General features: G+C 49.6%; 30 protein-coding genes. 8 read left to right on the top strand and 22 right to left on the bottom strand.

All coding sequences use genetic code 11. From position 1 onward, the window contains the following. Window positions 1-43: 43 nt before the first annotated feature. The gene (locus MJ611_RS10775; RefSeq protein ID WP_250429778.1) at window positions 44-1,105 is read left to right on the top strand and encodes an oxidoreductase; all 1,062 of its coding nucleotides are present in this window, start codon (window positions 44-46) and stop codon (window positions 1,103-1,105) included. 2 nt (window positions 1,106-1,107) lie between these two features. On the opposite strand, the gene MJ611_RS10770 is transcribed toward MJ611_RS10775, so the two are convergent. Further along, window positions 1,108-2,034, bottom strand: coding sequence for an AraC family transcriptional regulator (locus MJ611_RS10770; RefSeq protein WP_250429777.1), 927 nt, complete (start codon window positions 2,032-2,034; stop codon window positions 1,108-1,110). A gap of 127 nt (window positions 2,035-2,161) precedes the next feature. Between MJ611_RS10770 and MJ611_RS10765 the strand changes: the two genes are divergently transcribed. Both MJ611_RS10765 and MJ611_RS10760 read left to right on the top strand, forming a co-directional pair. Further along, window positions 2,162-3,694: an aldehyde dehydrogenase family protein gene (locus MJ611_RS10765; protein WP_250429776.1), complete on the top strand. Its 1,533-nt coding sequence runs from the start codon at window positions 2,162-2,164 to the stop codon at window positions 3,692-3,694. Window positions 3,695-3,757: 63 nt separating this feature from the next. Continuing rightward, window positions 3,758-4,120, top strand: a complete 363-nt coding sequence (locus tag MJ611_RS10760) for a DUF779 domain-containing protein (protein ID WP_250429775.1) — start codon at window positions 3,758-3,760, stop codon at window positions 4,118-4,120. A gap of 80 nt (window positions 4,121-4,200) precedes the next feature. Here MJ611_RS10760 and MJ611_RS10755 read toward each other — a convergent pair whose 3' ends face one another. From MJ611_RS10755 to MJ611_RS10735, 5 genes are all read right to left on the bottom strand, one after another. After that, a complete protein-coding gene (locus MJ611_RS10755; RefSeq protein WP_250429774.1) occupies window positions 4,201-4,608 on the bottom strand; it encodes a phage holin family protein in 408 nt (135 codons plus the stop codon). Between the two features lie 137 nt (window positions 4,609-4,745). Continuing rightward, window positions 4,746-5,429, bottom strand: coding sequence for a peptide-methionine (S)-S-oxide reductase MsrA (msrA, locus tag MJ611_RS10750; protein WP_250429773.1), 684 nt, complete (start codon window positions 5,427-5,429; stop codon window positions 4,746-4,748). A 185-nt stretch (window positions 5,430-5,614) separates the two neighbouring features. Beyond that, window positions 5,615-6,610 carry a cation diffusion facilitator family transporter gene (locus tag MJ611_RS10745; RefSeq protein WP_250429772.1) on the bottom strand — a complete coding sequence of 332 codons (996 nt, stop codon included), beginning with the start codon at window positions 6,608-6,610 and terminating at the stop codon, window positions 5,615-5,617. Window positions 6,611-6,809: 199 nt separating this feature from the next. After that, the gene (locus tag MJ611_RS10740; protein WP_250429771.1) at window positions 6,810-7,082 is read right to left on the bottom strand and encodes a GIY-YIG nuclease family protein; all 273 of its coding nucleotides are present in this window, start codon (window positions 7,080-7,082) and stop codon (window positions 6,810-6,812) included. A gap of 140 nt (window positions 7,083-7,222) precedes the next feature. Then, window positions 7,223-7,636: a hypothetical protein gene (locus MJ611_RS10735; RefSeq protein WP_250429770.1), complete on the bottom strand. Its 414-nt coding sequence runs from the start codon at window positions 7,634-7,636 to the stop codon at window positions 7,223-7,225. A gap of 194 nt (window positions 7,637-7,830) precedes the next feature. On the opposite strand from MJ611_RS10735, the gene MJ611_RS10730 reads away from it, so the two are divergent. Continuing rightward, window positions 7,831-8,253, top strand: a complete 423-nt coding sequence (locus MJ611_RS10730) for a hypothetical protein (RefSeq protein ID WP_250429769.1) — start codon at window positions 7,831-7,833, stop codon at window positions 8,251-8,253. 96 nt (window positions 8,254-8,349) lie between these two features. Continuing rightward, window positions 8,350-8,613: a hypothetical protein gene (locus MJ611_RS10725; protein WP_250429768.1), complete on the top strand. Its 264-nt coding sequence runs from the start codon at window positions 8,350-8,352 to the stop codon at window positions 8,611-8,613. Window positions 8,614-8,628: 15 nt separating this feature from the next. Here MJ611_RS10725 and MJ611_RS10720 read toward each other — a convergent pair whose 3' ends face one another. Continuing rightward, the gene (locus MJ611_RS10720) at window positions 8,629-8,898 is read right to left on the bottom strand and encodes a hypothetical protein (protein ID WP_250429767.1); all 270 of its coding nucleotides are present in this window, start codon (window positions 8,896-8,898) and stop codon (window positions 8,629-8,631) included. 120 nt (window positions 8,899-9,018) lie between these two features. On the opposite strand from MJ611_RS10720, the gene MJ611_RS10715 reads away from it, so the two are divergent. Continuing rightward, window positions 9,019-9,762, top strand: coding sequence for a pseudouridine synthase (locus MJ611_RS10715; RefSeq protein WP_250429766.1), 744 nt, complete (start codon window positions 9,019-9,021; stop codon window positions 9,760-9,762). Here MJ611_RS10715 and MJ611_RS10710 read toward each other — a convergent pair. The 7 genes from MJ611_RS10710 to MJ611_RS10680 form a co-directional block, all read right to left on the bottom strand. Then, a complete protein-coding gene (locus MJ611_RS10710) occupies window positions 9,759-10,112 on the bottom strand; it encodes a hypothetical protein (RefSeq protein ID WP_250429765.1) in 354 nt (117 codons plus the stop codon). The genes MJ611_RS10715 and MJ611_RS10710 overlap by 4 nt on opposite strands. Window positions 10,113-10,140: 28 nt before the next feature. Continuing rightward, window positions 10,141-11,091: a DnaJ C-terminal domain-containing protein gene (locus MJ611_RS10705; RefSeq protein ID WP_250429764.1), complete on the bottom strand. Its 951-nt coding sequence runs from the start codon at window positions 11,089-11,091 to the stop codon at window positions 10,141-10,143. Window positions 11,092-11,273: 182 nt separating this feature from the next. Beyond that, window positions 11,274-11,870 (bottom strand): YqaE/Pmp3 family membrane protein, encoded by a 597-nt coding sequence (locus MJ611_RS20715; RefSeq protein WP_317233138.1) that lies wholly within the window; start codon window positions 11,868-11,870, stop codon window positions 11,274-11,276. 176 nt (window positions 11,871-12,046) lie between these two features. Further along, a complete protein-coding gene (locus MJ611_RS10695; RefSeq protein ID WP_250429763.1) occupies window positions 12,047-12,745 on the bottom strand; it encodes an N-formylglutamate amidohydrolase in 699 nt (232 codons plus the stop codon). Then, on the bottom strand, window positions 12,739-13,995 hold the full coding sequence (locus MJ611_RS10690; protein WP_250429762.1) for a carboxylate-amine ligase: 1,257 nt from the start codon (window positions 13,993-13,995) through the stop codon (window positions 12,739-12,741). The genes MJ611_RS10695 and MJ611_RS10690 overlap by 7 nt, the downstream gene beginning before the upstream one ends. Beyond that, window positions 13,988-15,457 (bottom strand): RimK family protein, encoded by a 1,470-nt coding sequence (locus MJ611_RS10685; RefSeq protein ID WP_250429761.1) that lies wholly within the window; start codon window positions 15,455-15,457, stop codon window positions 13,988-13,990. The genes MJ611_RS10690 and MJ611_RS10685 overlap by 8 nt, the downstream gene beginning before the upstream one ends. A gap of 3 nt (window positions 15,458-15,460) precedes the next feature. Further along, entirely contained in the window at window positions 15,461-16,186 is a 726-nt protein-coding gene (locus MJ611_RS10680) for a C39 family peptidase (protein WP_250429760.1), read from the bottom strand. 193 nt (window positions 16,187-16,379) lie between these two features. On the opposite strand from MJ611_RS10680, the gene MJ611_RS10675 reads away from it, so the two are divergent. Beyond that, a complete protein-coding gene (locus MJ611_RS10675; protein ID WP_250429759.1) occupies window positions 16,380-17,066 on the top strand; it encodes an MCP four helix bundle domain-containing protein in 687 nt (228 codons plus the stop codon). Window positions 17,067-17,123: 57 nt separating this feature from the next. On the opposite strand, the gene argH is transcribed toward MJ611_RS10675, so the two are convergent. The 8 genes from argH to MJ611_RS10635 form a co-directional block, all read right to left on the bottom strand. Next, window positions 17,124-18,455 carry an argininosuccinate lyase gene (gene argH, locus MJ611_RS10670; RefSeq protein ID WP_250429758.1) on the bottom strand — a complete coding sequence of 444 codons (1,332 nt, stop codon included), beginning with the start codon at window positions 18,453-18,455 and terminating at the stop codon, window positions 17,124-17,126. Between the two features lie 137 nt (window positions 18,456-18,592). After that, window positions 18,593-19,654 (bottom strand): M20 family metallo-hydrolase, encoded by a 1,062-nt coding sequence (locus MJ611_RS10665; protein WP_250429757.1) that lies wholly within the window; start codon window positions 19,652-19,654, stop codon window positions 18,593-18,595. Continuing rightward, window positions 19,647-20,453 (bottom strand): acetylglutamate kinase, encoded by an 807-nt coding sequence (argB, locus tag MJ611_RS10660; protein WP_250429756.1) that lies wholly within the window; start codon window positions 20,451-20,453, stop codon window positions 19,647-19,649. Before argB ends, MJ611_RS10665 begins: the two co-directional genes overlap by 8 nt. A gap of 6 nt (window positions 20,454-20,459) precedes the next feature. Beyond that, on the bottom strand, window positions 20,460-21,413 hold the full coding sequence (locus MJ611_RS10655; protein ID WP_250429755.1) for a Rossmann-fold NAD(P)-binding domain-containing protein: 954 nt from the start codon (window positions 21,411-21,413) through the stop codon (window positions 20,460-20,462). Next, window positions 21,413-22,561, bottom strand: a complete 1,149-nt coding sequence (locus MJ611_RS10650; RefSeq protein ID WP_250429754.1) for an aspartate aminotransferase family protein — start codon at window positions 22,559-22,561, stop codon at window positions 21,413-21,415. The genes MJ611_RS10655 and MJ611_RS10650 overlap by 1 nt, the downstream gene beginning before the upstream one ends. Before the next feature lie 179 nt (window positions 22,562-22,740). Then, window positions 22,741-23,742 (bottom strand): N-acetyl-gamma-glutamyl-phosphate reductase, encoded by a 1,002-nt coding sequence (gene argC, locus MJ611_RS10645; RefSeq protein WP_250429753.1) that lies wholly within the window; start codon window positions 23,740-23,742, stop codon window positions 22,741-22,743. Next, complete coding sequence (locus tag MJ611_RS10640) at window positions 23,742-24,938, bottom strand: argininosuccinate synthase (RefSeq protein WP_250429752.1); 1,197 nt, start codon at window positions 24,936-24,938, stop codon at window positions 23,742-23,744. The genes argC and MJ611_RS10640 overlap by 1 nt, the downstream gene beginning before the upstream one ends. Window positions 24,939-24,944: 6 nt before the next feature. Next, window positions 24,945-25,610, bottom strand: coding sequence for a GNAT family N-acetyltransferase (locus MJ611_RS10635; protein ID WP_377496525.1), 666 nt, complete (start codon window positions 25,608-25,610; stop codon window positions 24,945-24,947). 656 nt (window positions 25,611-26,266) lie between these two features. Between MJ611_RS10635 and MJ611_RS10630 the strand changes: the two genes are divergently transcribed. Further along, window positions 26,267-26,488: a hypothetical protein gene (locus tag MJ611_RS10630; protein ID WP_250429750.1), complete on the top strand. Its 222-nt coding sequence runs from the start codon at window positions 26,267-26,269 to the stop codon at window positions 26,486-26,488. The last annotated feature ends 10 nt before the right edge of the window (window positions 26,489-26,498 follow it).

The raw sequence follows: 26,498 nt of genomic DNA, 5'->3' as shown, positions 1-26,498 counted from the left end.
ATGCTGCTGCCATCAGTCTTGCTGAACATAATACAGAACTACAATGACACAGCCTATACATGTTGGCTTACTAGGCTTTGGCATGGCCGGAAGACTATTTCATGCGCCGTTTATCGCCAATGCACCCGGCCTGAAGCTTACCAAGATCAAGGCCAATAGACCGGAAAGTATAAGCCTGGCCAATCAGCAGTACCCGGAGGCTCAGGTGGTTTCAACAGAGCAAGCTATTTTCGAGGATTCAGATATTGACCTGGTGGTAGTAGCCACAGCCAATCCGACCCACTATGCGTTGGCAAAAGCAGCCTTGCAGGCCGGTAAGCATGTGCTGGTCGACAAGCCCTTCACCATCACCAGCACTGAGGCCGATGAACTGATCGCGCTGGCTAAGGAAAAGCAAAGAGTACTCACGGTATACCAGAACCGCCGCTGGGACAGCGACTTTAAAACGATAAAAAAGGTGTTGGATACTCAGCTACTGGGAAACTTAGTGGAATATGAAGCTCACTTCGACCGCTTCCGCAATGCCATAAAACCCAACACCTGGAAAGAAGAAAACCTTCCGGGCGCGGGTATCCTTTACGATCTTGGCGCACACCTGATCGACCAGGCACTGGTACTCTTCGGCGAGCCACTCGAAGTATACGCCGATATCCAAACGCAACGGCAAGGTTCTCAGGTACCGGATTATTTTGAAGTGGTGCTCTACTACCAAAGTATGAAAACCATCCTGAAAGCAGGCATGCTGGTCCGTGAAAATGGATCGCATTTTATACTTCACGGCGATAAAGGCTCTTTTGTTAAGTATGGCATGGATGTGCAGGAAGCTGCTTTGAAAGCGGGCCTCTTCCCTACCCTTACCCCAACTTGGGGCGTGGAGCCGGAAAGCTTGTGGGGACTACTGAACACTGAATTCCATGGCCTTGCTTTCAGAGGATCCATAGCCAGTGAAGCAGGTGATTATACGGGTTTGTACCGCAACGTGTACCAGGCCATACTTGGTCAGGAAGAACTGGAAGTAAAGCCGGAGCAGGCACGCAATACCATTCGGATTATTGAGCTTGCCATGCAGAGCAGCCAGGAAAGGCAAAGAATTAAGTACAGCTAAGACTAATTATGCAGTGCGAGCTGGAAAGCCTTTGGCGTGGTGCCCACCTCCTTTTTAAAAGCCCGGATAAAGTAGTTCAGGTTCTGGAAACCGGCCATGTAGCAGGCTTGCGTAACAGAGTTCAGCGGGTTTTGCAAGTACTGCTTGGCTAGTCGAATTCGCTCTTTTAGGATGTAGTCGGCAGGTGTGTAGCCGAACTCCTCTTTAAACTTACGGAAAAAGTTGGCCCGGCTCATACAAGCTTTGTCGCTGAGCTTTTCCACGTCAATCTTTTCGCGTATACTTTCTTTGATGTACTGTATGATGTGCGCAAACCGGTTGCTGTTGGAGAGCCGCTTATAGTTGGCCTCAATGAGCTCCCGTGCCTGCGTCTGCATGAGCCGCACCAGCAGCTCACGCAGAGCCAGGCTCGCCAGTATATCCTTTTCTCTTGTTTTGTCATTGATGCTGATGCGGATAAGCCGGTTTATGATCTCGGCCAGTTCCTGGTTGTTAACCAGATGAAACATATCCTTATCGATTTGCCAGCCTGCCTGAGCATCTTCTTTCGGATAGCGCTCGTTCAACAGATCAATCGTTGCCTGTATCTGCTCTCCGGCTATAGCCAGCGCAATGCACTGGGTTGGGTTTCCGGCCCCTGCTTCCGGAAAATCGATCGCCATCTCTTCATTGGGCGGCACAACTACCGACTCGCCCGGCAGGTAATCAAAGCCCTCGTTGCCGAACAGGTGCATCACTTTTTTGCCCCGCAGCATACTTGTAAGCACCAGATCCTCAAAAACGAGGCGCACGTTTGATGCTTTCTGGTGCGTTTCGAAAACGTTGAGCTCGCAATTCTCTAACGTATAAGCTGAACGATTTTCTACGAGCGTCTGCAACGATCGCTCGCTTTTTACGGGAATGGATTGAAGCTGAAATTTCTCCTGCATACACCTTAAACGGATAAACACATTTTCTATTCTGATATTATAGATATATTTTTTGATACAATAGGATAAGTTTTAGATTTCATTTATCAGGAGATTCGTTCTGTTAAAACAAACTAAACTGTACCCTATGGAAACCTTAGATGTAACAAAGCAAGCCTCCCCTGTGTTGGAGCGGCCAACTTTTAAAGAACGATACGAGCATTTTATCGGCGGTGAATGGATAGCTCCTGCTACCGGCGAATACTTCGACAACATCTCTCCTATTGATGGAAAAGCCTTTACAAAGGCTGCCCGAGGTACCAAAGAAGACATAGACCGTGCTTTGGACGCTGCCCATCGTGCCTTCCCTTCCTGGTCGAAGACTTCAGCCGGCACACGCAGCAAGATCCTGCTCGACATTGCCGACCGCATGGAGAAAAACCTTGAACTCCTGGCCCGTGTGGAGACAGTAGACAACGGCAAGGCAATCCGTGAGACCCGTGCTGCGGACATTCCGCTTGCCATTGACCACTTCCGTTACTTTGCCGGCGTTATTCGTGCGGATGAAAGTACGATGTCTGAATTAGATGAGAATACGGTAAGTATAAACCTGCAGGAACCGATTGGTGTGGTAGGCCAGATCATCCCGTGGAACTTCCCGCTGCTGATGGCTACCTGGAAAATGGCCCCAGCCCTGGCGGCTGGTTGTTGCGTGGTGCTCAAACCCGCCGAGCAAACCCCAACCAGCATTATGGTGCTGATGGAACTCATACAGGACCTGCTGCCACCGGGTGTACTGAACGTAGTAACTGGTTTCGGACCTGAGGCCGGCAAGCCGCTTGCCTCCTCTCCTCGCGTGGTCAAAGTTGCCTTTACCGGCGAAACAACCACAGGCCGACTTATTATGCAATATGCTTCTGAGAACCTGATTCCGGTTACGATGGAGCTTGGTGGCAAGTCGCCAAATATCTTTATGCCAAGTATAGCACAGGCAGATGATGAGTTTTTTGATAAGTGCGTGGAAGGTGCCGTGATGTTTGCCCTTAATCAGGGAGAGATTTGTACCTGTCCATCGCGTTTGATCATACACGAAAGTATATTCGACCGCTTCATGGAACGCGTAGTGCAGCGCACCAAAGCCATTAAAGTAGGTAATCCGCTTGCGGAAGATACCACCATGGGTGCGCAAGCCTCTAACGACCAGTTCGAGAAGATCCTGTCGTACATGGACATAGGCAAGCAGGAAGGTGCAGAAGTATTGTGCGGCGGCGGCGTGGCCCGGCTGAACAACGGGCTTGAGAATGGCTACTACATACAGCCAACCATCTTCAAGGGTAATAACAAGATGCGCGTGTTCCAGGAAGAGATCTTCGGCCCGGTTGTATCGGCTACAACCTTTAAAACGCCGGAAGAAGCCGTATCTATCGCTAACGATACGCTGTACGGTTTAGGTGCCGGCCTCTGGACCCGTGATGCCCATGAAATTTACCAGATACCAAGAGCCATACAGGCAGGCCGTGTGTGGGTGAACTGCTACCATGCCTACCCGGCACACGCTCCATTCGGCGGATACAAGAAGTCAGGTTTTGGCCGCGAAACGCATAAGATGATGCTCAACCATTATCGCCAGACCAAGAACATGCTTATTTCTTACAGCAAGAACAAGCTGGGCTTCTTTTAAGATTAGTTGTTTGCTACGAATCCCTGCCTATACTTTAGGCAGGGATTCTTTTATACCTGACGTATGGAAACAGAACGCGTAAAAGTAACCGAAGAGGCAGCCAAAGTAATCGACCAGTTACGGGAGAAGTATGGCCCGCTGATGTTTCATCAGAGTGGCGGCTGCTGCGACGGCTCGCAGCCGATGTGCTTCGAGGAAGGCGAATTTAAGATTGGCGGCAGCGATGTGCTGTTGGGGTATGTGCACGGGTGCCCCTTCTACATGAGCCGCGACCAGTACGAATACTGGAAGCACACGCAGCTCACCCTGGATATTACACCCGGAAGAGGCTCCAGCTTTTCACTTGAGATCCCGCTTGGCTTACGCTTCATCATCCGTTCCAGAATCTTCACAGAAGAAGAAATGAAAAACATGCCTGTGCTGTAAGCCAGCACTTTTCAAGTATACATGAAACAGAAAAGCCTGCCACTATTTGTAGCAGGCTTTTCTGTTTGGCAATTGTTTGCTTATTTCTGAGCGTAAAGCTGCTCGATCGGCATTTCTATATTAAAACTTTCAAGCTCTTCAATTTCCTCTTCGCGTGTGCTGCGGTCTACGAGCGTGCTGGCAATGGCAAGGGCTATGGCAATGAGCAAAGCCGGCCACCAGCCATCCACTCTGAAATTTCCGACCAGCTTATCTACCAATTTGATGATGATGGTAGTTACCACTAATCGCACAAGAAAGCTCAGCAGAAAGAAAGTTACCAGGTTAAGCGGCAGACGGATTAGAAAGCCTACGGTAGCATTCAGCAAGGCTATCAGAAAAGCCACCCACAGCGCTGTCATAAAGCTTTTAACATGCACTTGCGGCAGAATATAAGCCATCAGCAACAGTACACCTGCACTTACCAACAGGTTAATGATAAAGTCCATAGTTTTATTTAGTTAGGTTGCACATATTAATTGTAAGCTACATACGTGGCTACCTGTAAATTGGTAGGATAAGTATAGAAAAACAGGTTCTGGTTATGATTAAAGCAGTAATGAGCTTGATCTTGCCAGCACAAGGATTACTGGCTGGCCTCCTGCAGATCTGACTTGAGCCGGTTACGGAAGGCATCTTCGAACTTGAGCACTTTCGGGCGAGCCACCTGAACCACGTAAGGGTCATCCGGGTTACGGCGGTAATAGTCCTGGTGGTATTCTTCGGCTTTGTAGAACTTGGTAAAAGGCACCACTTGCGTTACGATTTTATTACGATAGGTGCCCGCCTCTTCCAACTCCCTGATATACTTCTGTACCTGCTTTTTCTCCTGGTCGTCTCGGTAAAAAACTACGGAGCGGTATTGTTTGCCGTAATCAGGTCCCTGGCGGTTCAGGGTAGTGGGGTCATGGGTGGCGAAAAATACCTCCAGCAGCTCTTCGTACGAAATAACAGCAGGATTGTAGTATACCTGCACTGCCTCTGCATGCCCTGTTCTGCCCGCACTTACCTCCTGGTAAGTAGGGTTTTTCTCTTTTCCGCCGGCATACCCCGATACAACAGCCGACACTCCCTGCAAACGCTCAAAGTATGCTTCCGTGCACCAGAAGCAACCTCCGGCAAAAGTTGCCTTCGCCCGACTCGCTGTGTCCTCACTTAAACCATAGGAAAAGCTGCTTTCCTCTGCTTGCAGGCGCCCTGATGTGCCATCGGTACAGGCCCACATGGCGAGAATGGATAAGAATAAAATTTGTGTAATACGTACTGCCATACTGCCTAATCCTCCTTTCTTACCTACGTAAACCTTCCTCTGCCGATATAGTTATACTTTATTAAGTATAGTTTGAAAATTTACGCAAAAGCCAGCCTCAGGCAAAACAGAGAACTATACTTCTATCATAAAGCAAATCAGTAGTTTTCTGGTGTTTAGCACGGAGTACAGCTTGTACGAATACATTAATACAAACCGTGTTTTTTATCGGCTATTACTTTATCGAAGTCCCATTCAATCCGCTGCTGGAACGGTTGGCGTCGCACATCACATCCCTCTTTGGAACAGATGCTGCAGGATTCCACAACACACGGGTCGGTATGGATAAATAGCTCAATGGCCGGATCAATTTTCTCACGGATAAGCAAGGCAAGTTGTTCCACCTCGTCGTGGGCTTCGAGTACTGTCAGGTACCAGGGCACAGTCAGGTGGCAGTCGATGTGCAAGGTTGCGCCATACTTGATGACTCGCAGGTTGTGGATGTCAATCCAGTTCTCGCGCCGGTTCTCGTTGAGTACTTTTACAATCCGCTGCAGGAGCTCATAATCTGCCTCATCCATGATGCCAGCCAGAGAGGCCCTCAGAATGCGGTATCCGGTAAAGCAAATGAGCGCGCCGAAAATAATGGCGACCACGCTATCGAGCCATACCTGCCCGGTAAGATAAATGAGCAGAAGGCCTACCAGAATGCCCGCCGTGGAGTAGGCGTCCGTTTTCAGGTGCTTCCCTCCTGCTACCAGCACCATCGATTTGGTGTGGTTTCCTTTACGTTCGGTCAGGTAGCCAACTACATAGTTGATGATACCGGCAGCTGCGGTCAGGTAAATACCATAGTCCAGCTTATGTAGCACCACCGGCTCGAAAAGGTTATAAAAAGACTTGAAGATGATGGCGCCGCCCGCTACCAGGATAAGAGATCCCTCCAGGGTAGCTGCCACGAATTCGATCTTACCGTGCCCGTAAGGATGGTTCAGGTCCTTGGGCCTTGAAGACAATACCAGGCTGTAGAGAGAAAACAGCCCGGCCACCACGTTGATAATGGATTCCAGCGCATCGGTGAGGATAGCGTTGGAGTTGGTAACGAAGAAGGCAACAAACTTGGCAATCAGCAACAGTACACCTACCAGTACCACAAAAATCTGCAGCCTGATTGCTTCCCTTTGCCTGTTCACATTGATCATGGAGAGGTATCCGTTGAAAATAATACCCGTTACTTTAGCCGGGCAAAACTGTTTTCAAAGATACTCAAAACGCGGCAGGGAAAGAATTAGTTTGAAAAGCGCTTTTACAAAAGTATAAATAGCTGTTCTCGGCTAATTTTTAAGCTGGCGCTACTTTATTAGCCTTGATTTACCTGAAAAAGAAAGAATTTCGGGTTGATTAGAGCATATCGCTCAGGTCGAGCCAGTTTGGGTTCATCGATTCCACCAGGCGAAACGTTGCTTCGTAAGAACCGCCCTTTATCTGCCGCTCCCGATTCTGGGCTACCTCTTTAATGTCGTAATGCTCATAGTAAACAAGGGCATGACCACCTGAAGTCTCGCGCTGCGCTTTCACGTGCTGGTGCAGGTTGTCTGCTATTCCTATTTGTAAATCTGAACGCGATTGATTACCAAATATGTAAACAAAGTAATGGGCTTGTTGTATTTCCATGATGCTCTTCTTTAAAACTTACACACAATAGGTGCTGCGTACAAGGAATCGTGATAAACTCAGAACGGTATAAGCTACTGCCTATTGTATTGCAGTACATCATTTGATATAAGTTTAATACAATAGTTTAAACGAATGGCTCAGGCACTGTTTTCCAAATGCAACAGCCACAGCTCCGCAGACTCCAGATCATAGAAAGTCTGTATCTTTACTTTAGAACTTAACCGTACGATCTCATCTATATTAAGCTGGGTATAAAAATCCGGTGAGTACACCCAGGCAAAATACTTCACTCCTAAACTATGCATAGAGGGAAACCATACTCTGCCTACCCAGTCTATGGCACCAGGGTAATGGCCGGTAACTTTGGTGTTGTTATTAAGGATCTTGGATGCAGGCTGCTGGTTAAGGCATTGCAAAACCTGGGTACAACCAGCCCTGGCCCGGTTGGCATCCAGTATACCTGACCAGTCTGCCAACAGGTAGCCTTTTTCTTCGTGCCACTTTATAGTTAGATACTCACTCGTATAAAGAGTATCTGTTCTCTTTCCCATCTCCAGGTTATACATTGCACCCCTACTAAAAAGTAAAGTACTTTTCTAATTATATTATCGGGAGCAGGGGTAAAAAGTTGTAATTTTCTTATTTAATATTAAATCATTGAATTATATCCTGGTATGGTTGTTATACCTCTACAAAATGCGAGGCACTTAGCCCGCATGCCCATACCCTAACAGCTTTAAAGGATATGCTCTTCTTTCATGACGCGAACTGCACCATTGAGGTGTTTCAGGACAAAAGCCTGCTTAAACTTACCTGGCTAACCCAACCTGATTATCAGAGTTTTAAAGATTGCTTTACTATCGGGCTGGAGCTTGCAGTTCAGTATAAAGTTACACATTGGCTATCCGATAACAGCACAGGCACCAACATGGACATGGCCATGCAACGTTTTGCAACAGAAGCCGGTGCCCGTTACCTGTACAATACCAGAATTGTGCGCTTTGCCAAAGTAGTACCCCTGGACGTGTTCCAGGAAGTCGTTTTTCGCAAAGTTTTGGATCGGTTCAACAGCATTACGTCCCATACCATCGATTTTGAAATTTTCGGTAATGTTGACCTTGCCTTGTCCTGGCTTTTTCAGGACCAGAGCATGTCTGCTTCGGCATAGGGTGTTCTGCTGTTAAGCCGCAACTAAATCCGTGATCAAACAAGATAAGAATTACCCCATCTTTTGTTTTGCGTATGTGATTGGTAAAAACCTGCTATGGCACTAAACGCGAAACTGGAAGATATACTGAGCAAAACGTATGCGCCCGACGCCCGCATCGACCAGATATACCACGGCAAAGACTTAACCTTTATCACCAATGAGCTTGGAGAACCGGTGACCCTGTTTATCGGGAAACGCCGGGAGGATGGTGCCATTGCCGGCGAGCGCTACGTTCGGCGCATTATCCGCAAACCTAACAGCAACGATATACAACGCAGCCACTGGGAGTTGAAAGGAAAGGTAAGCCGCAGTACCTGAAAGTATAAACGTACATTAGTCGAGCTCGAATAAGTCGAAATCTTTGCCTCGGCCATACTTTACCAGGTCGTGCAGCAGGAATGTTTCCAGGGTGTTGAGGTCCTTAACTTTGTAGGCGCCTTCTTCCGGCATGTCCACCACCTGGAATTCGAATACCTCCCCGTAGTTCTGCAACCCATACTTTTTTCCTCTTCTCAGGTTATCAAACGATAATGCCATAGCGCCTTCTCTCGATTTTATACTTTTATACTTTGAGGCAGCAAGTATACCAGCCTTTTCTGCCATTCAAAAGCTTTACGCAGGTAAAAGCTTTAAGTAAGGGGTTTCGGAGAAGGAGCACCAACAAAAAGCTGTAGCAAGGCTGGTTTATCGTTATCTTTGCAGCTTTACCAGAAACAGCCTGTTGTGTTAGAGATTATTTATGAAGACGCGCAGTATGTGGCAGTAAACAAGCCGAATGGCCTGCTCGTACACCGTACCCGAATTGCTGAAGAGAAAAAAGAGTTTGCATTACAGCTGTTGCGAGATCAACTGGGGTATCCGGTGTATGCCGTCCACCGGTTGGACCGGGGTACCTCGGGAGTGCTGCTGTTTGCTAAAAATGCTGAGGCAACCACACACCTGGTAAAAGCCTTTGAAGAGCGCCAGGTAAGCAAAGTATACTACGCCATCGTTCGCGGCTATGCCCCTGAGCAAGGAAGCATCGACAGCCCCATCCGGCCAGATAAAGATCACAAACACAAAGCACCGCAGGAAGCCCTTACCCATTTTACGCGCCTGGCAACCGTAGAATTGCCTATACCGGTTGGTCGTTATGCCAGTGCCCGTTACTCGCTGGTGCAGGTACAGCCGGAAACCGGCCGCATGCACCAGATCCGGAAGCACTTTGCCCATATCCGACATTACATTGTAGGCGACAAGCGCCACGGCGACTGGCGCCATAACAAGATGTTCTTAGAGGAAATGGACAGCCCATCTATGTTACTGCACTCGGCGCAGCTTGGATTTAAGCACCCGTATACCGGAGAGGCTATGGTGCTGGAGGCAGCCATACCAAAGAACATGCTCCGGTTATGCCAGCAGTTTAACTGGCAAGAAGCACTGCAACATGCTGGCGTACCTATACCTTTACCGGAGTTATCCAGTTAAGCATTCATCATGCGTTTAACCATTTCTACCTGAAGCCTGGCAACTACATTGCTGCGGGCATCCGCATTCAGCATGGTAAGCATATAGGCTACAGGAGAGAGTTTCCAGTCCTGCACCACCTCTCCGTTCTGCGAGCGGTAAACAACCTTAAAGTTTTCCTGCAGGGGCATGTGCATGCAATTGCATACTTCGGTGGCTCGTTTTACAGCCTGGCTTAACTCCTCGAAATTGCGGCATCCTTCGCACCTGATCAGATCGCTGGCATAACAGGTCAGATGGCTTTCTGCCAGGTTATCGACAAAATCATTGAGGGGTGTATGTGCCGTGATCGGTTCGATGGTCATTAACATAGTTACGCTGTTTAAGGTATCGGTTCATTTATACATTAGCTGCCTTGCCCTGGTGCAGTTCCCTGAGCCGCTGCAGTAACTCTCTCTCTTCTGCAGACAAGTGCGTAGGCAGTTTCACCTCTATATCTACGTACAGGTCGCCGTGCTGGTCAGTTTTGCCGTACACCGGCATGCCTTTGCCTCTCAGGCGCAGGGCTTTGCCATTCTGTGTGCCTGCTGGAATCTTAAGCTTCAACTGTCCGGTAAGCGTCTGCACCTGGGCTTCGCCTCCAAGTATGGCGGTGTACATATCCAGCGGCAGCTTTGTGTATAGGTCATTGCCTTTGCGCTCAAAATCCGGATGCTTGCGCACGAGCACCCGCATGTAAAGATCTCCGGCTGTACCGCCTGCTCCGGCAGGTCCTCCTTTTCCTTTGATCTTAAGCACCTGCCCGTCGGCTACACCGGGCTTGGTTGTAATGCGCAGCTGCTGCCCGTGCAGGTTTAGCAAACGCGAGGTGCCGCTGTAGGCTTCTTCCAGCGATATTTCCATCTCGGCTTCGTAATCCTGCCCTTTGGCGGCCCTGCCACCACCGCCAGCCCGCTGGCCACCAAAACCGCCGCCCCCAAAGAACTGCTGAAAGAAATCGGAAAAGCCACCGCCTGCGCCGCCAAACATATCGCCCATGTCGCCTTCGTAGTAACCACCACCGAAGCCACCGCCCGGCTGCCTCTGGTACTGGCGGCCACTTCCTCCGTAGCCGCCTTGCTGAAACTGGCGCCAGTTAGACCCCAACTCGTCGTATTGCTTGCGTTTGGCTTCGTCGCCTAGTACCTCGTATGCTTCGCTGATGTCTTTAAATTTCTCTTCTGCAGCTTTGTCGCCTTTCGTTTTATCCGGGTGATATTTTTTGGCAAGCGCCCGGTAGGCTTTTTTGATGTCAGCCTGCGAGGCGCTCTTCTCTACTCCCAGTATTTTGTAGTAGTCCTTGTACTCCATGGGGCTATGTGTTTGCTGTTTATCTTTTGCAATGAGGTATACCTCCTGTGCAAAAAGCTATTCAAGTATAAAACGCAACAGGCAATCTGAGGTTGAGCCAGACTCCTGAGCAGCCGGGTCTTTAAACCACAAAAGCACCGCTGTGGAGCGGTGCTTTTGTAATGGCGTACTTCGTATGCCGTTTAGATCGTGTCTGTTACTACCAGCAAGGCATGTATAACACCTGGAATAAAGAACAGCAGGGTTAGAATGATATTGATCCAGAAAGATGTGCCGAGACCATCGTGCAGGAACACAGCCAACGGTGGCAACAAAATGGCCAGGATAACTTCTACAATGTTTGTTCTGCTGCCGCCTCTTTCCTGGCGAAGTGCCTCACGGAATTCTTTTTTCAGCTCTTTTTTCTCCGCTTTGGTCATCGAAGCAAGTCGATCTTTTGCCATTACCAATGCTTCAGCTTCTGTAACAGTTGGAGCTACTTTGCTGGCTTCTGCTGGCGCTTTTATACTTACAGCTTTTGGTGTAGCTTTTCTGGCAACAGGGGCTGTGCTGGCTTCTAAAACCGGCTCTGCCTGTTTTTCGGAAGCTTTTTGTTCGGCAGCGGCGATAGCTACTTCCATTACACTTGGCGCTGCTTCAGAAGCCGCTTTTTGTTTCAGTTGATGGTATGGCGCCTGCTTGTTTGCTGCAAACTCATAATACTTGGCAGAGCTGCAGGAAAAAATAAACTGTGTTGCTACCAATACCATAACCAGGTGAAGTAAACTTTTGATCTTCATAGTTGTGTGATTTATATGTAAGTATTCAATTATTAATTCTGCTTCTGATACGATCAAAAAACTTCCTATAGGAGATCGTAAACAATTCAATTTAACCCTTACAATACTTAATATACAAATATTAAGTTATTGTTTTGTTTGAACAACGGATGCTTTTATGCAGCATTGTGAGCAGTTCACTGTTTTTCTACTGCTTCCCGAAGCGACTCCTTTAGTGTGTGCTTCAGTTGTTGCCAACCTTCGTTGTTGCCTGCCGGGTACTTCTGATTCACCTCCAGCTCTATTCCGGCATAACTTCCTGCATCAAATTTACGACGCAGGTACGTAGGGAAACCATCTGAAATACCCAGGTAAGGATAATTGAACCGAACCAGAAGTTTATCGCGCTGTTGCAGCAGCTTATCTTTCCAGGTTTTACAAAAGTTCTGCTCCAGGCTGCGCTTCGGGTCATAGAGAAGGCCAATATCCGCCTGGCGTTCCTGCCCGTCCAGCACCGGCGTGAACGAATGAACAGCAATGTGCAGCACCTGTCTTCCGGCTGATACCAGGTCCTGGATCATGTGCTCCACACGTTCGCGGTACGGATGGTAATGAACCTTTAGAATTTTCTTCTTCTCTGTTTCAGGTAACGCTTTGGTAATTGCCGAGAAAAGCTTTGGGTGACGCTGCGAACGGTTCAGCTCAACCAGGAGCCGGCTGGTTTCAGCATAAAAGCTCACATCTGCCAGTTCCTTTAAAGTATGAAAAAGGTCCAGGGCTCCTATATCATAGCCCTGGTGCGATGCAAGCACTTCTTCCTGACCGTCGAAAAGAGAAGCGTATTCAGGTGGTACCTGGTTGCCGCCGTGTTCACACGTTATAAGTAGTTTTAGCATAGTTTATCAGGTAGAAAAATTCCGTTTTGCTGCAGGCAAATTGCCAGCTGCCTGTAAACCTGCCTTATACGGTCTTCAGACGGATTTTCTCCTGTTGCTTCTAAAATTCGTTTGGACAAATTTCCGCGCGAAAGTATAACATTAAGAGTATGAGCTATTTCCGGTTGATCTGTTGTTTCGGAAGTTTCGCTGATAAGGTGCTGCCACAACTCACCTACGGTGCTGTTCTCCGTACCTTCAAAGCCAAAGCACTTCATGAAATTCTGATCAGTAAGTATAGCCTGCTGTCCGTTCCGGATGGTGTTGTGCAGCAGCTCGGCCAGGGTATCTTCGCTCCAGCGCTGCAGTTCGTTTATACTTACCCAACGCTCTGAAACAAGCGCTTTCAGCACCGATACCACCGCATGCAGCACGGCCACATCGGCCAGCGGGCTTTCCTGTATGTCGATCAGGCGAATCTCGATGGCGTTGCGCTCAAAGCGGGCGATGGCTCCCCGTGAGTTCAGGAATTCCTCCTGCAGTACCTGTTCCTGGTCATAAGGCGCTACAGCGTCATAGATCTTCTGCAGGATTTGCGCTTCGTAATCTGCTTTGCTGAACACTGCTTCGGGAATTACCTTGCCTGCTATGGCAGGTATCTTGTCTTGGTTGTGGCGGTATACTTCCAGGCGCGTGTCCTGCAGGCCGGTTACCTTGCCATCCAGTATTGGGGAGGAAGCCGACAGCGCCGGTATGATCGGCAGTACCATCCGGATGGCGGCATGCAGCTTCCCGAATTCCTCGTCGTTGCCGAAAGGCAGGTTAAGGTGCGTGCTCTGCAGGTTTGCCCAGCCATGCCCGCGGCAATCGAAAATGCGGTTGTAAGCTTCGTAAATGGCATTGTACTCGTGCGGCCACAGCCGGGTATCGGTATGCGGGTTCATGAGCGGGTGGGCGCCTGTAGGCAACAGGCAGGCATTATGCCGCTCCAGCATTTGATTTATCTTCTGTACGTGTTCGTAAAACTTGTTCTGCAGTCCGACCAGCGACTTTACAGGTCCCTGGGTTTTCAGTTCCACTACGTGTAGCACCAGTTCATTCGACCAGGCAATCTCTCCGAACTCCACATCCGACACATAAGCACCCACTTCGTCATAGATCAGTTTATCCGTGATCGGGCTTACCTGCAGGCTGTCTTTTTGCACGATCATGTACTCCATTTCAACGCCATACCCTTCGAACAGGTGTAATGGTTCATGCTTGCTACTCATCGGTTCTAAAGTTTTTGTGGTTGTCGATGCGTTTTTTGATCGATTTGAGGATGGAGAGGTACAGCTCCTTTTTAAGGATCCTGTCTTCGCAACCAGAGTCTATACTTGGGTTATCGTTTACTTCTATTACGTAGGCTTTGCCGTCTATTTCTTTCAGGTCCACGCCGTACAGGCCGTTGCCAATCAGGTTGGCAGCTTTCAGGGCCGTGTGCAGCACGGTAAATGGTACCTCTTCGAACGGGATGGTATCAGCATCCCCCTCTGTATCCTGCTTTTTACCGTTCCAGTTATAGATTTGCCAGTGTCCTTTGGCCATGTAGTACTTGCAGGCATAAAGCGGCTGCTTGTCCAGGATGCCAATGCGCCAGTCGAAATCCGTAGGTGTAAATTCCTGCCCGATGATCAGCTCCGAATCCGACAGCATCTCGTCGAGCTCCTTTTTGAGACATTCCTGTGTCTTTGCCTTCACCACCCCCTGCGAAAAAGAACTATCCGGTTTTTTCAGCACGCAGGGCAGTCCCAGTTCCTGCTCCACCTGGTTGCGGTTGTCTTTGTGGATGATCATGGTTTTGGGCGTTGGCACCTTGGCTTTGGCCAGCAATTCTGCCAGGTATACTTTGTTCGTGCACCGAAGTATAGACTCCGGATCATCGATCACCACCAGCCCATCGGCAAATGCTTTGCGGGCAAACTTGTAGGTGTGGTGGTTTACCGAAGTGGTTTCCCGGATAAACAGGGCGTCGAACTCAGGCAACCGGCGGTAGTCGTCTTTGGTGATGAGTTCCACATAAAAACCCAGCGAATCGGCGGCATCCATAAAGTGCTGAATAGCCCTTTTATCGGACGGCGGCTCTTTCTCATCGGGGTCTACCAATATAGCCAGGTCATAAATCTTGCGTGTGATGCGGGCTCCGGAGAAGCGGTGGCGGGCAAAATAGGCTTTGGCAAAACGTACCAGGTAGCGCCAGTGATGATCGGGCACTTCGTTGATCGGGATGGCGCTTATACTTTGCAGCACCCAATCGTCTTTGTACACGAACTGCGCCCGCAGCAAGGGAGCCTGGAACAAATCGTGCAGCTGCTTGCAAAGCTTTTCATACTTTACCGCCACGTTCTGCCCAAAGTAAATACTCAGGGTAAAGGTCTTGGATTTTAACCCTGCCAGACTCTTCTTGATGAGCTCTTCCAGTTCGACGGTGATGGCGCGTACAATGGTAGGGCTTTTGAGGTCCTGCATGGTGGTAACACTCGGGATCGGCTTATGGCCTCTTGCCTCGGCAAGCAGCGACACATAGTAACCTGCACTCTGGTATTTGTAAGAGCGGCACAGGTTAAAAATGCGCGCATTTTTTATATCGGTATAGGTGGTATCGGTCAGGTACGATTGTACATCCACCACCTCTACGTCTTCAATGGCTACATCCCAGTCTTTGGGATAGTCCACTACAACAATCTTTCGCATGTCTTATTCTTGGTGGAATTCAAAGTCGGCTGGCTGTATGGCCAGCAGGTTGGCATCGAAGGTAGTCATCCCCAACATGATCGCGTTGAGCAGGCGGGAGACGCTTACCTCGTAGTAATTGTCTTTAAAGTATGGATTGTCCGGATATGGGTCTGCCACTACGATCTTCTGCTGGTCGTCAGCAAAACCGCAGAGCACCACAAAATGCCCCATTGGGTAGCCACGTACATCGTCGTAAACAGAATTGCCTTCTTCGTCGGAGTATTCGCGTGCGCTTAAATAAAGGTACGTAGAACTCAGGCCGGTCAGGAGCGGAATGCCCTGGTCAAAGTACTGGCGCAGCAGCTTTTTGTTCAAATCATGGCTGCTCAGCTCACCCCCAAGTTTGAGGAATTCAATGTAAGCCAGTGTAGCCCTGTGAAACTTGCTGCTGCCGTTTTTTACCGCCATCTGCTGCTCCAGCTTCACAATAATTTCATCGTTGCTGAGGCCGATCCAGGTCGGGTCAAAAATGTGCAGGTTATACGTATAAATGCGGGCTCTATACCCGCGTTGCAAGGCATGGCAGGCTAGTAATACCTCCAGTGTTCCGCCTTCGTCCAGATACGGTACCTCGCGAATAACCTCACTTAAGGAAATCGTGTCTTTGAAGTACCGGTACACGGCATGCAGGCTGGTTGGGCCGCATGTAGAATCATCTGGTTGCGTATGGATCTTGATCGGTATCACGGGCGTTCTCTTTTGTTGCTGAGTACATCAGTTTGCCCCTTATACGCTGTTGCTGTGTGAAGTTAATGTTACGTTTTCAAGAATTAAATTGCATTGATTATGGGATTGATAGCCAGTTAGTGAGCTTATCAGCGGCTATTGTTTTATTTTAAGTATAATTCCTTATATTTAATAAACCATGAGAGTATGATAGATGAACTGGGTATTCAGGATCAGGCAACGTGAAAAGCTGGCGCTTGCGCTGGGAAGCGTCTTTGTTATCATTATTCTGGCCAATTGGTTCGTAAGCTACAGCATCGGGGAAGTGAACAAACAGTTCCGGTCGGTTTACCAGGACCGACTGGTGCCTTCGCTTGATATTTCGCAGATGCTGGAGCGATACTACCAGAACAGGATGTACCTCGAAGAACACGTACTGACTGGAAGTATAGCAGAAAAGGACAGCATCCGTCAGTTGCTGAGCTCGAACACCAGGGCCATCGATTCGCTGGTACAGAAATTTGAAAGCACTTACCTGATCGAACAGGAAAGTACCGACCTGGCCAACTATAAAGTACAGTTTGCAGCACTTGTGAGAATACAGGAGCAGGTAATGCAACTGAGCCGTGCGGGCAACCATCCTGCTGCCCTGCAGTTGAGCCATACCAAAGGACATGCAGCCTTCCAGAATTTGCTGGTGCCGCTACACAACCTTATAGAAGTACAGGGTGAGGTCGGGCAGGAACTGTACGAGTCGGCGGAGCGGAACGTGAAAACCTTAAAAATACTTTCCTACCTGGTAATTGGTTTGGCCGTGCTGCTGGCGCTTATTGTCGGTACGCTGCTGCAAGGCTCGCGAAAGCTGAAGGAAATAAAGCCACAGAATTACCACATGAACTAAAGTATAAAGCCTCTTAGATTTACTAAGAGGCTTTATACTTTATATGATTAGCAGAAGCTATTTTACCAGTGCCTGCAGCGCCTGCTCGGCACGCTCGAAATGGAAAGCGGCAATCGCTTTTTCCATCAACGAAGCAATCTCTTTGTTGCAGAGGTTGCCTATACTTCCTTCGTGCGTATGCTCCACCGAAGCCGGCACAGTAAAGGTGCCTTGTTCTATACTTTCGCCTACTTTTTTGTAAGCATCCCGGAATGGCAAACCCTCTAGTACAGCTGCATTTACTGCGTCCACGCTGAAGGCATACTTATACTTTTCTTCTTCCATGATGCTGTCGCGCACCTGCAATTGCGGAAGCATAAAGGCCATCATCTGCAGGCAGTCTTTCAGCTCCCCGAACGCCGGGAACAGCGACTCCTTCAGCAGCTGCAGCTCGCGGTGGTAGCCCGATGGCAGGTTGATCAGGAGCATGGAGATCTCGGTTGGCAGCGCCTGCAGTTTGTTGCACTTGCCCCGCATGATCTCGAACACATCCGGGTTCTTTTTATGCGGCATGATGCTCGAACCCGTGGTCAGGTTATCCGGCAGGCTTATGAATGCAAAGTTCTGGCTCATGTACAAGCACAGGTCCATGGCCATGCGCGCCAGTGTAGCCGCTACCGAAGCAATAGCCGTACTTACCACGCGCTCCGTTTTGCCCCGTCCCATCTGTGCATACACCACATTGTAGTTCATGGTTTCAAAGCCCAGTAACTCGGTTGTCATCTGTCGATTGAGCGGGAACGAAGAGCCATAGCCAGCGGCAGATCCCAGCGGGTTTTTGTCTGCAATTTTATACGCCGATTGTAGCAGCAGCACATCATCCACCAGGCTTTCGGCATACGCCCCAAACCACAGACCGAAAGACGAGGGCATCGCTACCTGCAGGTGGGTATAGCCTGGCAACAACTTGTCTTTGTGTCGCTCGCTCTGCTCCTGCAGCACATCGAACAATGCCTTCACCTCTCCTACTATCTGCTGCAGTTCGTGGCGTAGGTATAACTTCAGGTCTACCAGCACCTGGTCGTTTCGGGAGCGGCCGCTGTGTATCTTTTTGCCCGCTTCGCCAAGCCGTCTTGTCAGCTCCAGCTCTACCTGCGAGTGGATGTCCTCCACGCCCGGTTCAATGCCGAACTCCCTGGCAACTATACTATGGTAGATACTTTTCATCTCCCGTTGCAGTGCCTCCAGGTCTTCTTTCTCCAGCAAGCCCACCTGCTCCAGCATGCGCGTGTGCGCCAGCGAACCCAGCACATCAAAAGCAGCCAGCTGCATATCGAATTCCGGGTCGCGCCCAACGGTAAACTGCTCGATTTCCTTTTTAACGTCAGTGTTCTTTTGCCAGAGTTTCATGAGGTAATTTTGAATGAGTGAATGAGTAATTAAGAGAATGTTCATTTTGTCATTTCGAATGAAGTGAGAAATCTGGAGTTAGAATCCGGATCCTTAGATTTCTTCCGATGGTTGAAATGACAAAAGCAAGGAGGCTACTACATGACCTGCTGCAAAATGTCAATGTACAGACTGATTCCTTCCTCAATTTCATGCAGGTAAATAAACTCATCTGCCATGTGCGAACGGGCCGAGTCGCCGGGACCCAGCTTGAGAGATGGTATGGAAAGCAATGCCTGATCGGATGTAGTGGGCGAGCCGTAAGTGCTGCGGCCAAGCTGCATTCCCGCCTGCACCAACGGGTGATCCAAAGGTATGGAAGAGGGCTTCAGGCGCATGGAACGTGGCTTAACTTCTGCCCTAACATGCTGCTGAATTGTTTCCAGCACTTCCTCCATGGTATAGGCGTCTGTCAGGCGCACATCCACCGTGAACTGGCACTTGTCAGGTACCACGTTGTGCTGCGTACCGGACTGTATCATGGTAACGGACATTTTCACCGGCCCCAGGTGCACCGACTCCTTCGGGAAGCGATACGACTGAAACCAGTGGATATCAGGCAGCGCTTCGTAAATGGCATTAAGGCCTTCCTCACGGGCAGCGTGCCCGGACCGACCTGCAGCTACGCAATCCAGCACCAGCAGCCCTTTTTCTGCTACGGCCAGATGCATGAGCGTAGGCTCGCCTACAATGGCTGCCTCCAGTTCGCCTAAGTCCGGCAGCAGCAGCTCCAAGCCATTTCTCCCCGATATCTCTTCCTCTGCCGTAGCAGCATATACCAGGTTATACTCCAATCCCTCCTGCTCATAGAAGTATAAAAACGTCGCCAGCAGCGACACCAGGCAGCCACCTGCATCGTTGCTTCCTAATCCGTATAGTTTGCCTTCTTCTAGAGTAGCAGCAAAGGGATCGCGGGTATAGCCGGTATTCGGTTTTACCGTATCGTGGTGCGAGTTGAGCAGCAGCGTAGGCAAAGCAGGATTATAATGCTTGTTGCGCGCCCACACGTTGTTTAGTTTACGCTGCACCTGCACTCCTTTTGCTTCTAGAAAGGAGGCTATTAGATCCGCCGTTTTGTCCTCTTCACTGCTGTAAGAAGGTATAGCAATGAGCTGCTGCAGCAAATCCAGTGCCTCCTGGTAAAGCTGGTTCTTATCCATGTTGCAGTTGTAGTGTGGTACCTGAAAAAGCTTCATCCGTGGCAAGACTTGCTAATGCATCCGCCTCCCCGATAAGTACAGCACTGACGCCCTGCTGAAGTGCAGCAAAGGCATTGTCCAGTTTCGGGATCATACCTTGTGTCACCACGCCGTCTTGCTTCAACATTTTATACTTGTCCTGATCGATACGTTGGATCACTGAGTCATCGTCTTCCGCATCGGCCAGTACGCCTTTCTTCTCAAAGCAATACACCAGCTTCACCTCATAGTATGGTGCCAACGCAGTTGCCAGCACGGAGGCTATGGTATCCGCATTGGTATTGAGCAAAGTGCCTTGCCCATCATGTGTCAGCGGCGCAAACACGGGCGTAAGCCCTGCCTGCAGCAGCGCCTGAATGGCAGCCGCATTAATCGTTTCCGGACCTGCCACATCTCCGACAAAGCCATAGTCGATCGTTTTGACCGGGCGTTTAGTAGCAGGTATGGTATTGGCGTCAGCACCGGTCAGGCCGATTGCGTTGCAGCCGAGCGCCTGCAATTGTGCTACTACATTTTTGTTGATGAGCCCGGCGTACACCATCGTTACCACACGCAGGGTTTCCGCATCGGTAAGGCGACGACCTTCCACATACTGCGGCTCTATGCCCAACTGCAGCCCGATGGTAGAGGCAATTTTACCACCACCATGCACCAGTAGTTTTGGAACAGGCAGTTGCGCAAAATCAATCAGGAAACGCTGCAGCCGCTCAGGGTTATCCAGAATATTGCCGCCGATTTTAATGATATGAACTTTCTGCATGTATACTTAAGCTATTCTTTCGAGCATGCGCTTCAGCACGGCCTGCGCTGCGTAAGTACGGTTATTAGCCTGTTCGATCACCAATGAGTTCGGCCCATCGAGTATCTCTTGGCTAAGTTCCAGACCGCGGCGCACCGGAAGGCAATGCATGACTTTGGCATTGTTCGTCAGCGCCAGCTTCTCATTGGTCATCATCCAGCCTTCACCGTCTGTCAGCACCTTTCCATACTCTTCGTAGCTCGACCAGTTCTTCACGTACACAAAGTCTGCACCCTTTAATGCTTCGTCCTGGTTGTGCAGTACCTGCGACCCTTTGGTAAATTTATCTGCCAGGTCGTAGCCTTCCGGGTTCGTGATCACCAGATCCACATCAGCCTGCTGCATCCATTCGGCAAACGAGTTGGCCACACAATGCGGAATGGCTTTTACATGCGGTGCCCAGGTCAGCACCACTTTCGGGCGCTTGCCTGCAGCTGCCTGCTCTTTTATAGTTACCAGGTCTGCCAGGCTCTGTAGCGGGTGTCGTGTAGCCGATTCGAGGCTCACTACCGGTACGCCAGCCAGCTTAATAAACTTGTTAAGCAGGTCCTCGCTGTAGTCTTCTTCCCTATCCTGCAGTTTCGGAAACGAGCGAATCCCGATGATGTCGCAGTACTGCCCCATGACCGCTGCCGCCTCCCGGATGTGCTCTACCGTGGTGCCGTTCATCACCACGCCGTCCTGCGTCTCGAGCGCCCAACCTTCTTTATCCAGGTTCATCACCATTACGTTCATGCCCAGGTTCATACCTGCTTTCTGCGTGCTGAGGCGCGTTCGCAGGCTCGGATTCATGAAAATCAGGCCCAGTGTCTTGTCCTGTCCCAAGGCTTTGTGTGCCAGTGGAGTTTGTTTCAGTTGTAAGGCTTCGTTTACCAGGGCAGCTACGTCCTGCACATCGTGTACGGAAGTGAATTGCTTCATTATGCTGTTACTTTTTTAGAGAGTACGGATGTAAATGCCTTCAAAAACTGGTCGGCCTCGGCTTTGCTGATGGTCAGTGCCGGCAACAGCCGCAGTGTGTTTTTATTCGATGAACTGCCTGTAAAAATGCAGTGGTGGTTCAGCAGCTCTTTGCGAATGGCAGCACAAGGCTCGTGCAGCTCGATGCCGATCATCAGTCCTTGCCCACGCACCTCTTTTACGCCCGGTATACTTTCCATCTGCTCCTTCAGGTAATGGCCCATGATGGTAGCATTCTCCAAAAGCTCTTCTTTCTCGATCACTTCCAGCACAGCAATAGCAGCTGCGCAGGCCAGGTAATTCCCCCCAAACGTCGTACCCAGCATGCCATGGCGTGCTTCTATTTCAGGGCTGATCAGCACACCTCCAACAGGGAAGCCGTTGCCCATTCCTTTGGCCACCGTGATCAGGTCCGGTTTGATGCCGGCATGCTGATGCGCAAAGAATTTACCCGACCGTCCGTAGCCGGACTGCACTTCATCCAGTATCAGCAAAGCTCCTACACCTGCACAACCGGCAGCCACTGTTTGCAGAAACACCGGGTCCGGAATGTTTACGCCGCCAACACCTTGTATGCCTTCTATAATCACAGCCGCCAGTTCCTGACCATACTCCTGCAATGCCTGCTCAAATTCAGCCACATCATTGAACGGCAGGAAAAGGATGTTTTCTGTCTGGTTGATCGGGGCAACTATACTTGGATCATCGGTGGCCGCTACAGCAGCAGAAGTGCGGCCATGGAAAGAGCTTTTGAAGGCAATTACCTTTTTACGACCTGTATGGAAGGATGCCAGCTTCAGGGCATTTTCGTTTGCCTCGGCACCGGAGTTGCACAAGAAGAGGCTGTAATCTTCGTAGCCGCTGAGTTTGCCAAGCTTTTCTGCCAGCTCCTGCTGAAGCGGCATCTGAACTGCATTGGAGTAAAAACCAATATCGTACAGCTGGCGGGCTACGCGCTTAAGGTAATGCGGGTGAGAGTGACCAATGGAAATAACAGCGTGGCCGCCGTACAGGTCGAGGTACTTTTTGCCTTCTTTATCCCAAACGGAAAGTCCGGCGGCTCTTACTGGCTCGATGTCGAAGAGCGGGTATACGTCAAAGAGGTTCATGGCTATATGAATTAGATATAGGAGGTTAGAAAATAGATGTAAAAGAGTGTATTGGGGTACTTAAGCATATTTCAGTAATCAGTAATCAGTAATTAGTAATCAGTAATTAGTAATCAAATAACAGTTATCAGTGACCAGTTAAGAGTAAATGTTAACTGCTTACTGTTAATTGGTCCCTGTTAAAACGCTGCCGCCTTTAGCTTCAAACCGGTGCTCTCGTCCAGACCGAAGACAAGGTTCATGTTCTGAACGGCCTGTCCGGCGGCGCCTTTCAGCAGGTTGTCAATTATACTTGTTATCACCAGCATTTCCCCATGCTTCTGCAGATGCAGCACGCATTTGTTGGTGTTCACAACTTGCTTTAGGTCCGGATTCTGCTCCGTCACGATGGTGAAAGGATGGTCTTTGTAATAGTCGCTGTACAGCGCCTGTGCCTCCTCCAGCGAAAGCTCCGATTTCAGATAGGCTGTTATGAAAATGCCACGCGCAAAAGGGCCCCGGTAAGGTATAAAGTGAATGTCCGGTTGATTATCCGGCTGCAGGCTCAGCAGGCTGCGCTTAATCTCGCGCAGGTGCTGGTGCTCCATCACTTTATAGGTAGAGACATTTTCAGTTCTCCAGCTGAAATGCGAGGTAGCACTCAGGCTTTGCCCGGCACCCGTAGACCCCGTGATGCCGCTTACATGTACTTCCGAAGTCAGTATATTCTGCTGTGCAAGCGGCAGCAAGGCCAGCTGAATACCTGTGGCAAAGCAGCCCGGGTTGGCAATGTGCTGTGCTCCCTTTATGCGCTCTCGCTGCAACTCAGGCAAGCCGTACACAAAGCTTCTGCCGTCTACCTCTACGGTGGCAGTGTTCGTACCTTCGTTCCAGCGGAAGTCCTGGCTCAGGTCGATGATTTTTGTCGCTGCCAGTACCTTATTTTCAGCCAGAAATTTGGCGGCTTCGCCATGACCGGCACACAGGAAAAGAACATCTACCGGAGCATCAGCGCCAGCAGAAAACGTCAGTTCCGTCTCGCCCAATAAATCAGGGTGCGAAGAAGAAACCAGTTTACCGGCCTGGCTGCGGCTCTGCACAAAGGCAAGCTCCACATGCGGGTGCAGAAATAGCAGGCGCAGCAGTTCACCACCGGCATACCCTGCCCCGCCTACGATGCCCGCTTTTATAGTTGCTGCCATTAGAGCGTGGTGTTGTTGATCTTGTGGTACATCATGGCCTGGTTGCCAAATATTTTAGAGAAGCCTTTCACATCCTCTCCTGACCAGGCATTGTTCATCTCGCCGTAGCTGCCAAACTTAGAAGACATCAGGTCGTGCTCCGATTCGATACCTTCTACCTGGAAGCGGTACGGTGCCAGCAGCACGTGTACTTTACCGGTTACGTTCTCCTGCGTCTCTTGCAGGAAAGACTCGATGTTGCGCATGGTTGGATCAATGAACTGTCCCTCGTGCAGCCAGTTGCCGTACCAGGTTGCCAGCTGGTCTTTCCAGTATAGCTGCCATTTGGTGAGCACGTGCTTCTCCAGGGTATGGTGTGCTTTGATGATCACCATCGGAGCGGCTGCCTCAAAACCAACACGGCCTTTGATGCCAATGATGGTATCGCCCACATGGATGTCGCGGCCAATGGCGAAAGGTGCGGCTATACTCTGCAGCGCCTGAATGGCCTGTACCGGAGAATTATAAGTAGTGCCGTTTATACCTGTCAGCTCGCCTTTCTCAAAATGCAACGTCACGCGCTCCGGCTGCTCTTTTGTAAGCTGCGTGGGGTAAGCGGTTTCCGGCAAGGGCAGGTGCGAGGTCAGCGTCTCTTTGCCTCCTACCGACGTGCCCCAGATACCTTTGTTGATGGAATACTGCGCTTTTACAAAGTCATACTCCACGCCGTGCTTTTTCAGGTACTCGATCTCTTCTTCACGCGAAAGCTTCATGTCGCGGATTGGCGTCAGGATTCCGATCTCCGGGATCATTACATGAAAGATCATATCGAAACGTACCTGGTCGTTACCGGCGCCGGTGCTGCCGTGTGCCACGTAATCAGCACCCAACGCTTTGGCATGGCGTGCAATGGCCATGGCCTGTGTCACGCGCTCGGCACTTACCGACAATGGATACGTGTTGTTCTTCAGCACATTGCCAAAAATCAGGTACTTGATGCAGCTCTGGTAGTAGTACTCGGTCTCGTCCAGATTCGTGTGCTGCGCCACGCCCAGGTCATAGGCGCGCTGCTCGGTCTGCTGCAGTTCTTCTTCCGAAAAGCCACCGGTATTTACCAGCACGGAATGCACTTCCAGTCCCTTTTCTTCTTTCAGGTATTTAACACAATAAGAGGTATCAAGGCCGCCGCTGAAGGCTAAAACAACTTTCTTCTTCATGTTTTTTTAAATGCTTTTCGGGTTAGGGCTCTGGCTACCGGAGCCTTTGGTATAGCTGCTATACACAGCAGTTTTAGGTTGTTCAATTGGAGTCAGTATCTGCAGCTGCTCACGGGCAATCGGCTTTTGTTCGCGGGCCGGGTCGTAGAGCATGGCCGTGCAAAGGCAATTGCTGCGGCCCTTCATTGTCAGTATCTCGTAGTTCACGCAGCTTTTGCAGCCTTCCCAGAAAGCGTCATCATCGGTCAGCTCCGAGTAGGTTACCGGACGATACCCCAGATCCGAATTGATCTTCATCACAGCCAGACCAGTAGTCAACCCGAAGATCTTGGCCTCCGGATACTTGGTACGTGATAGTTCGAATATCTTTTGCTTGATGAGCTTGGCCAGGCCGCTCTTGCGCAACTCCGGCGACACGATCAGGCCGGAATTGGCCACATACTTGCCGTGGCTCCAGGTCTCGATGTAGCAGAAACCTGCCCAGGTGCCATTCACATCAAGTGCGATTACGGCTTTGCCTTCCAGCATTTTCTGTGCAATGTATTCGGGCGTACGTTTGGCTATACCTGTGCCCCTGGCTTTCGCCGACGACTCCATCTCATCGCAGATCTGTGCGGCATAAGAAGTATGTTGCTTATCGGCTACCGTAATAATAAAAGGAGATTGGTTGATCATTCTAGATAATATATACCCGGGCCATACTTGTGCACGGCCAATTTTTACAAGTAAAAAAACAGGAATACAGCAGCGGCAGGCAATACGTTTAGCGTATGTCCTTGCTTAAATGCTTATTCAGAAAAATTAAAGGGGGAAGAATGACTACCACGTAGGCAATCGGTATGCACGTCGGCCTAGGGCCTGTAGCGGACTATGGCGTTAATTGCCCTCAAAACTACCCTTGCTGTAAGGATAGAAAAAGACGCACCCTTCAGCGAAGAGTGATTTATCATACTGGATGATAAAAACGGCTTTTTTTTCATTTTGTAATTGTGTGCTAAAAATCCGGTCCCGTTCTTTATTCCGAGACTGGAACAAAGATTTGGAATAAATAGCGATATATACAAGATTAAGTTTTAAAATCTACTAAAATTTATACAATCTCTTTGTAATGTTTCACAAGGAGATCCTACAGTTTCATACTGTATAAGTTGATGAAAAGCAACGCATTTATACTTCAGGATGAGGTTTTGTACCGAGCCTTCTACTTATTGCTTAACTTGCTGCCCTATTTATAACAGTACATAAATTACGTTGCAAAGCGGAAGTATAGCTGCATGAAAAGATACTCATTAAGCGTTATAACAGGTATTCTATTTTCTGCCATAGGCATGGCTACTCTTTTTATCACCCGAGATGTTCTGATGGCAGCTATTTGGCTTAGCTTCGGCAACGGACTTTTGCTTGCCAACCTGCAGTTCCGAAGAGAGGACAGCAGAGGGAACGTGGAGGCCGTACCTGTGCCGAATGTCAGGTACTATGCAGGTATAGCACTGATCGTACTAGCGGTGTTGCTGTTAGGCCTGCAAATCTACAGCGATATTGCCGGTTAAGCAGGCATAC

It is taken from the genome of Pontibacter ruber (assembly GCF_023630205.1).
GTDB lineage: Bacteria > Bacteroidota > Bacteroidia > Cytophagales > Hymenobacteraceae > Pontibacter > Pontibacter ruber.
Note: the sequence above shows the minus strand (reverse complement) of the source record. Positions and strands in the feature narration are given on the sequence as shown.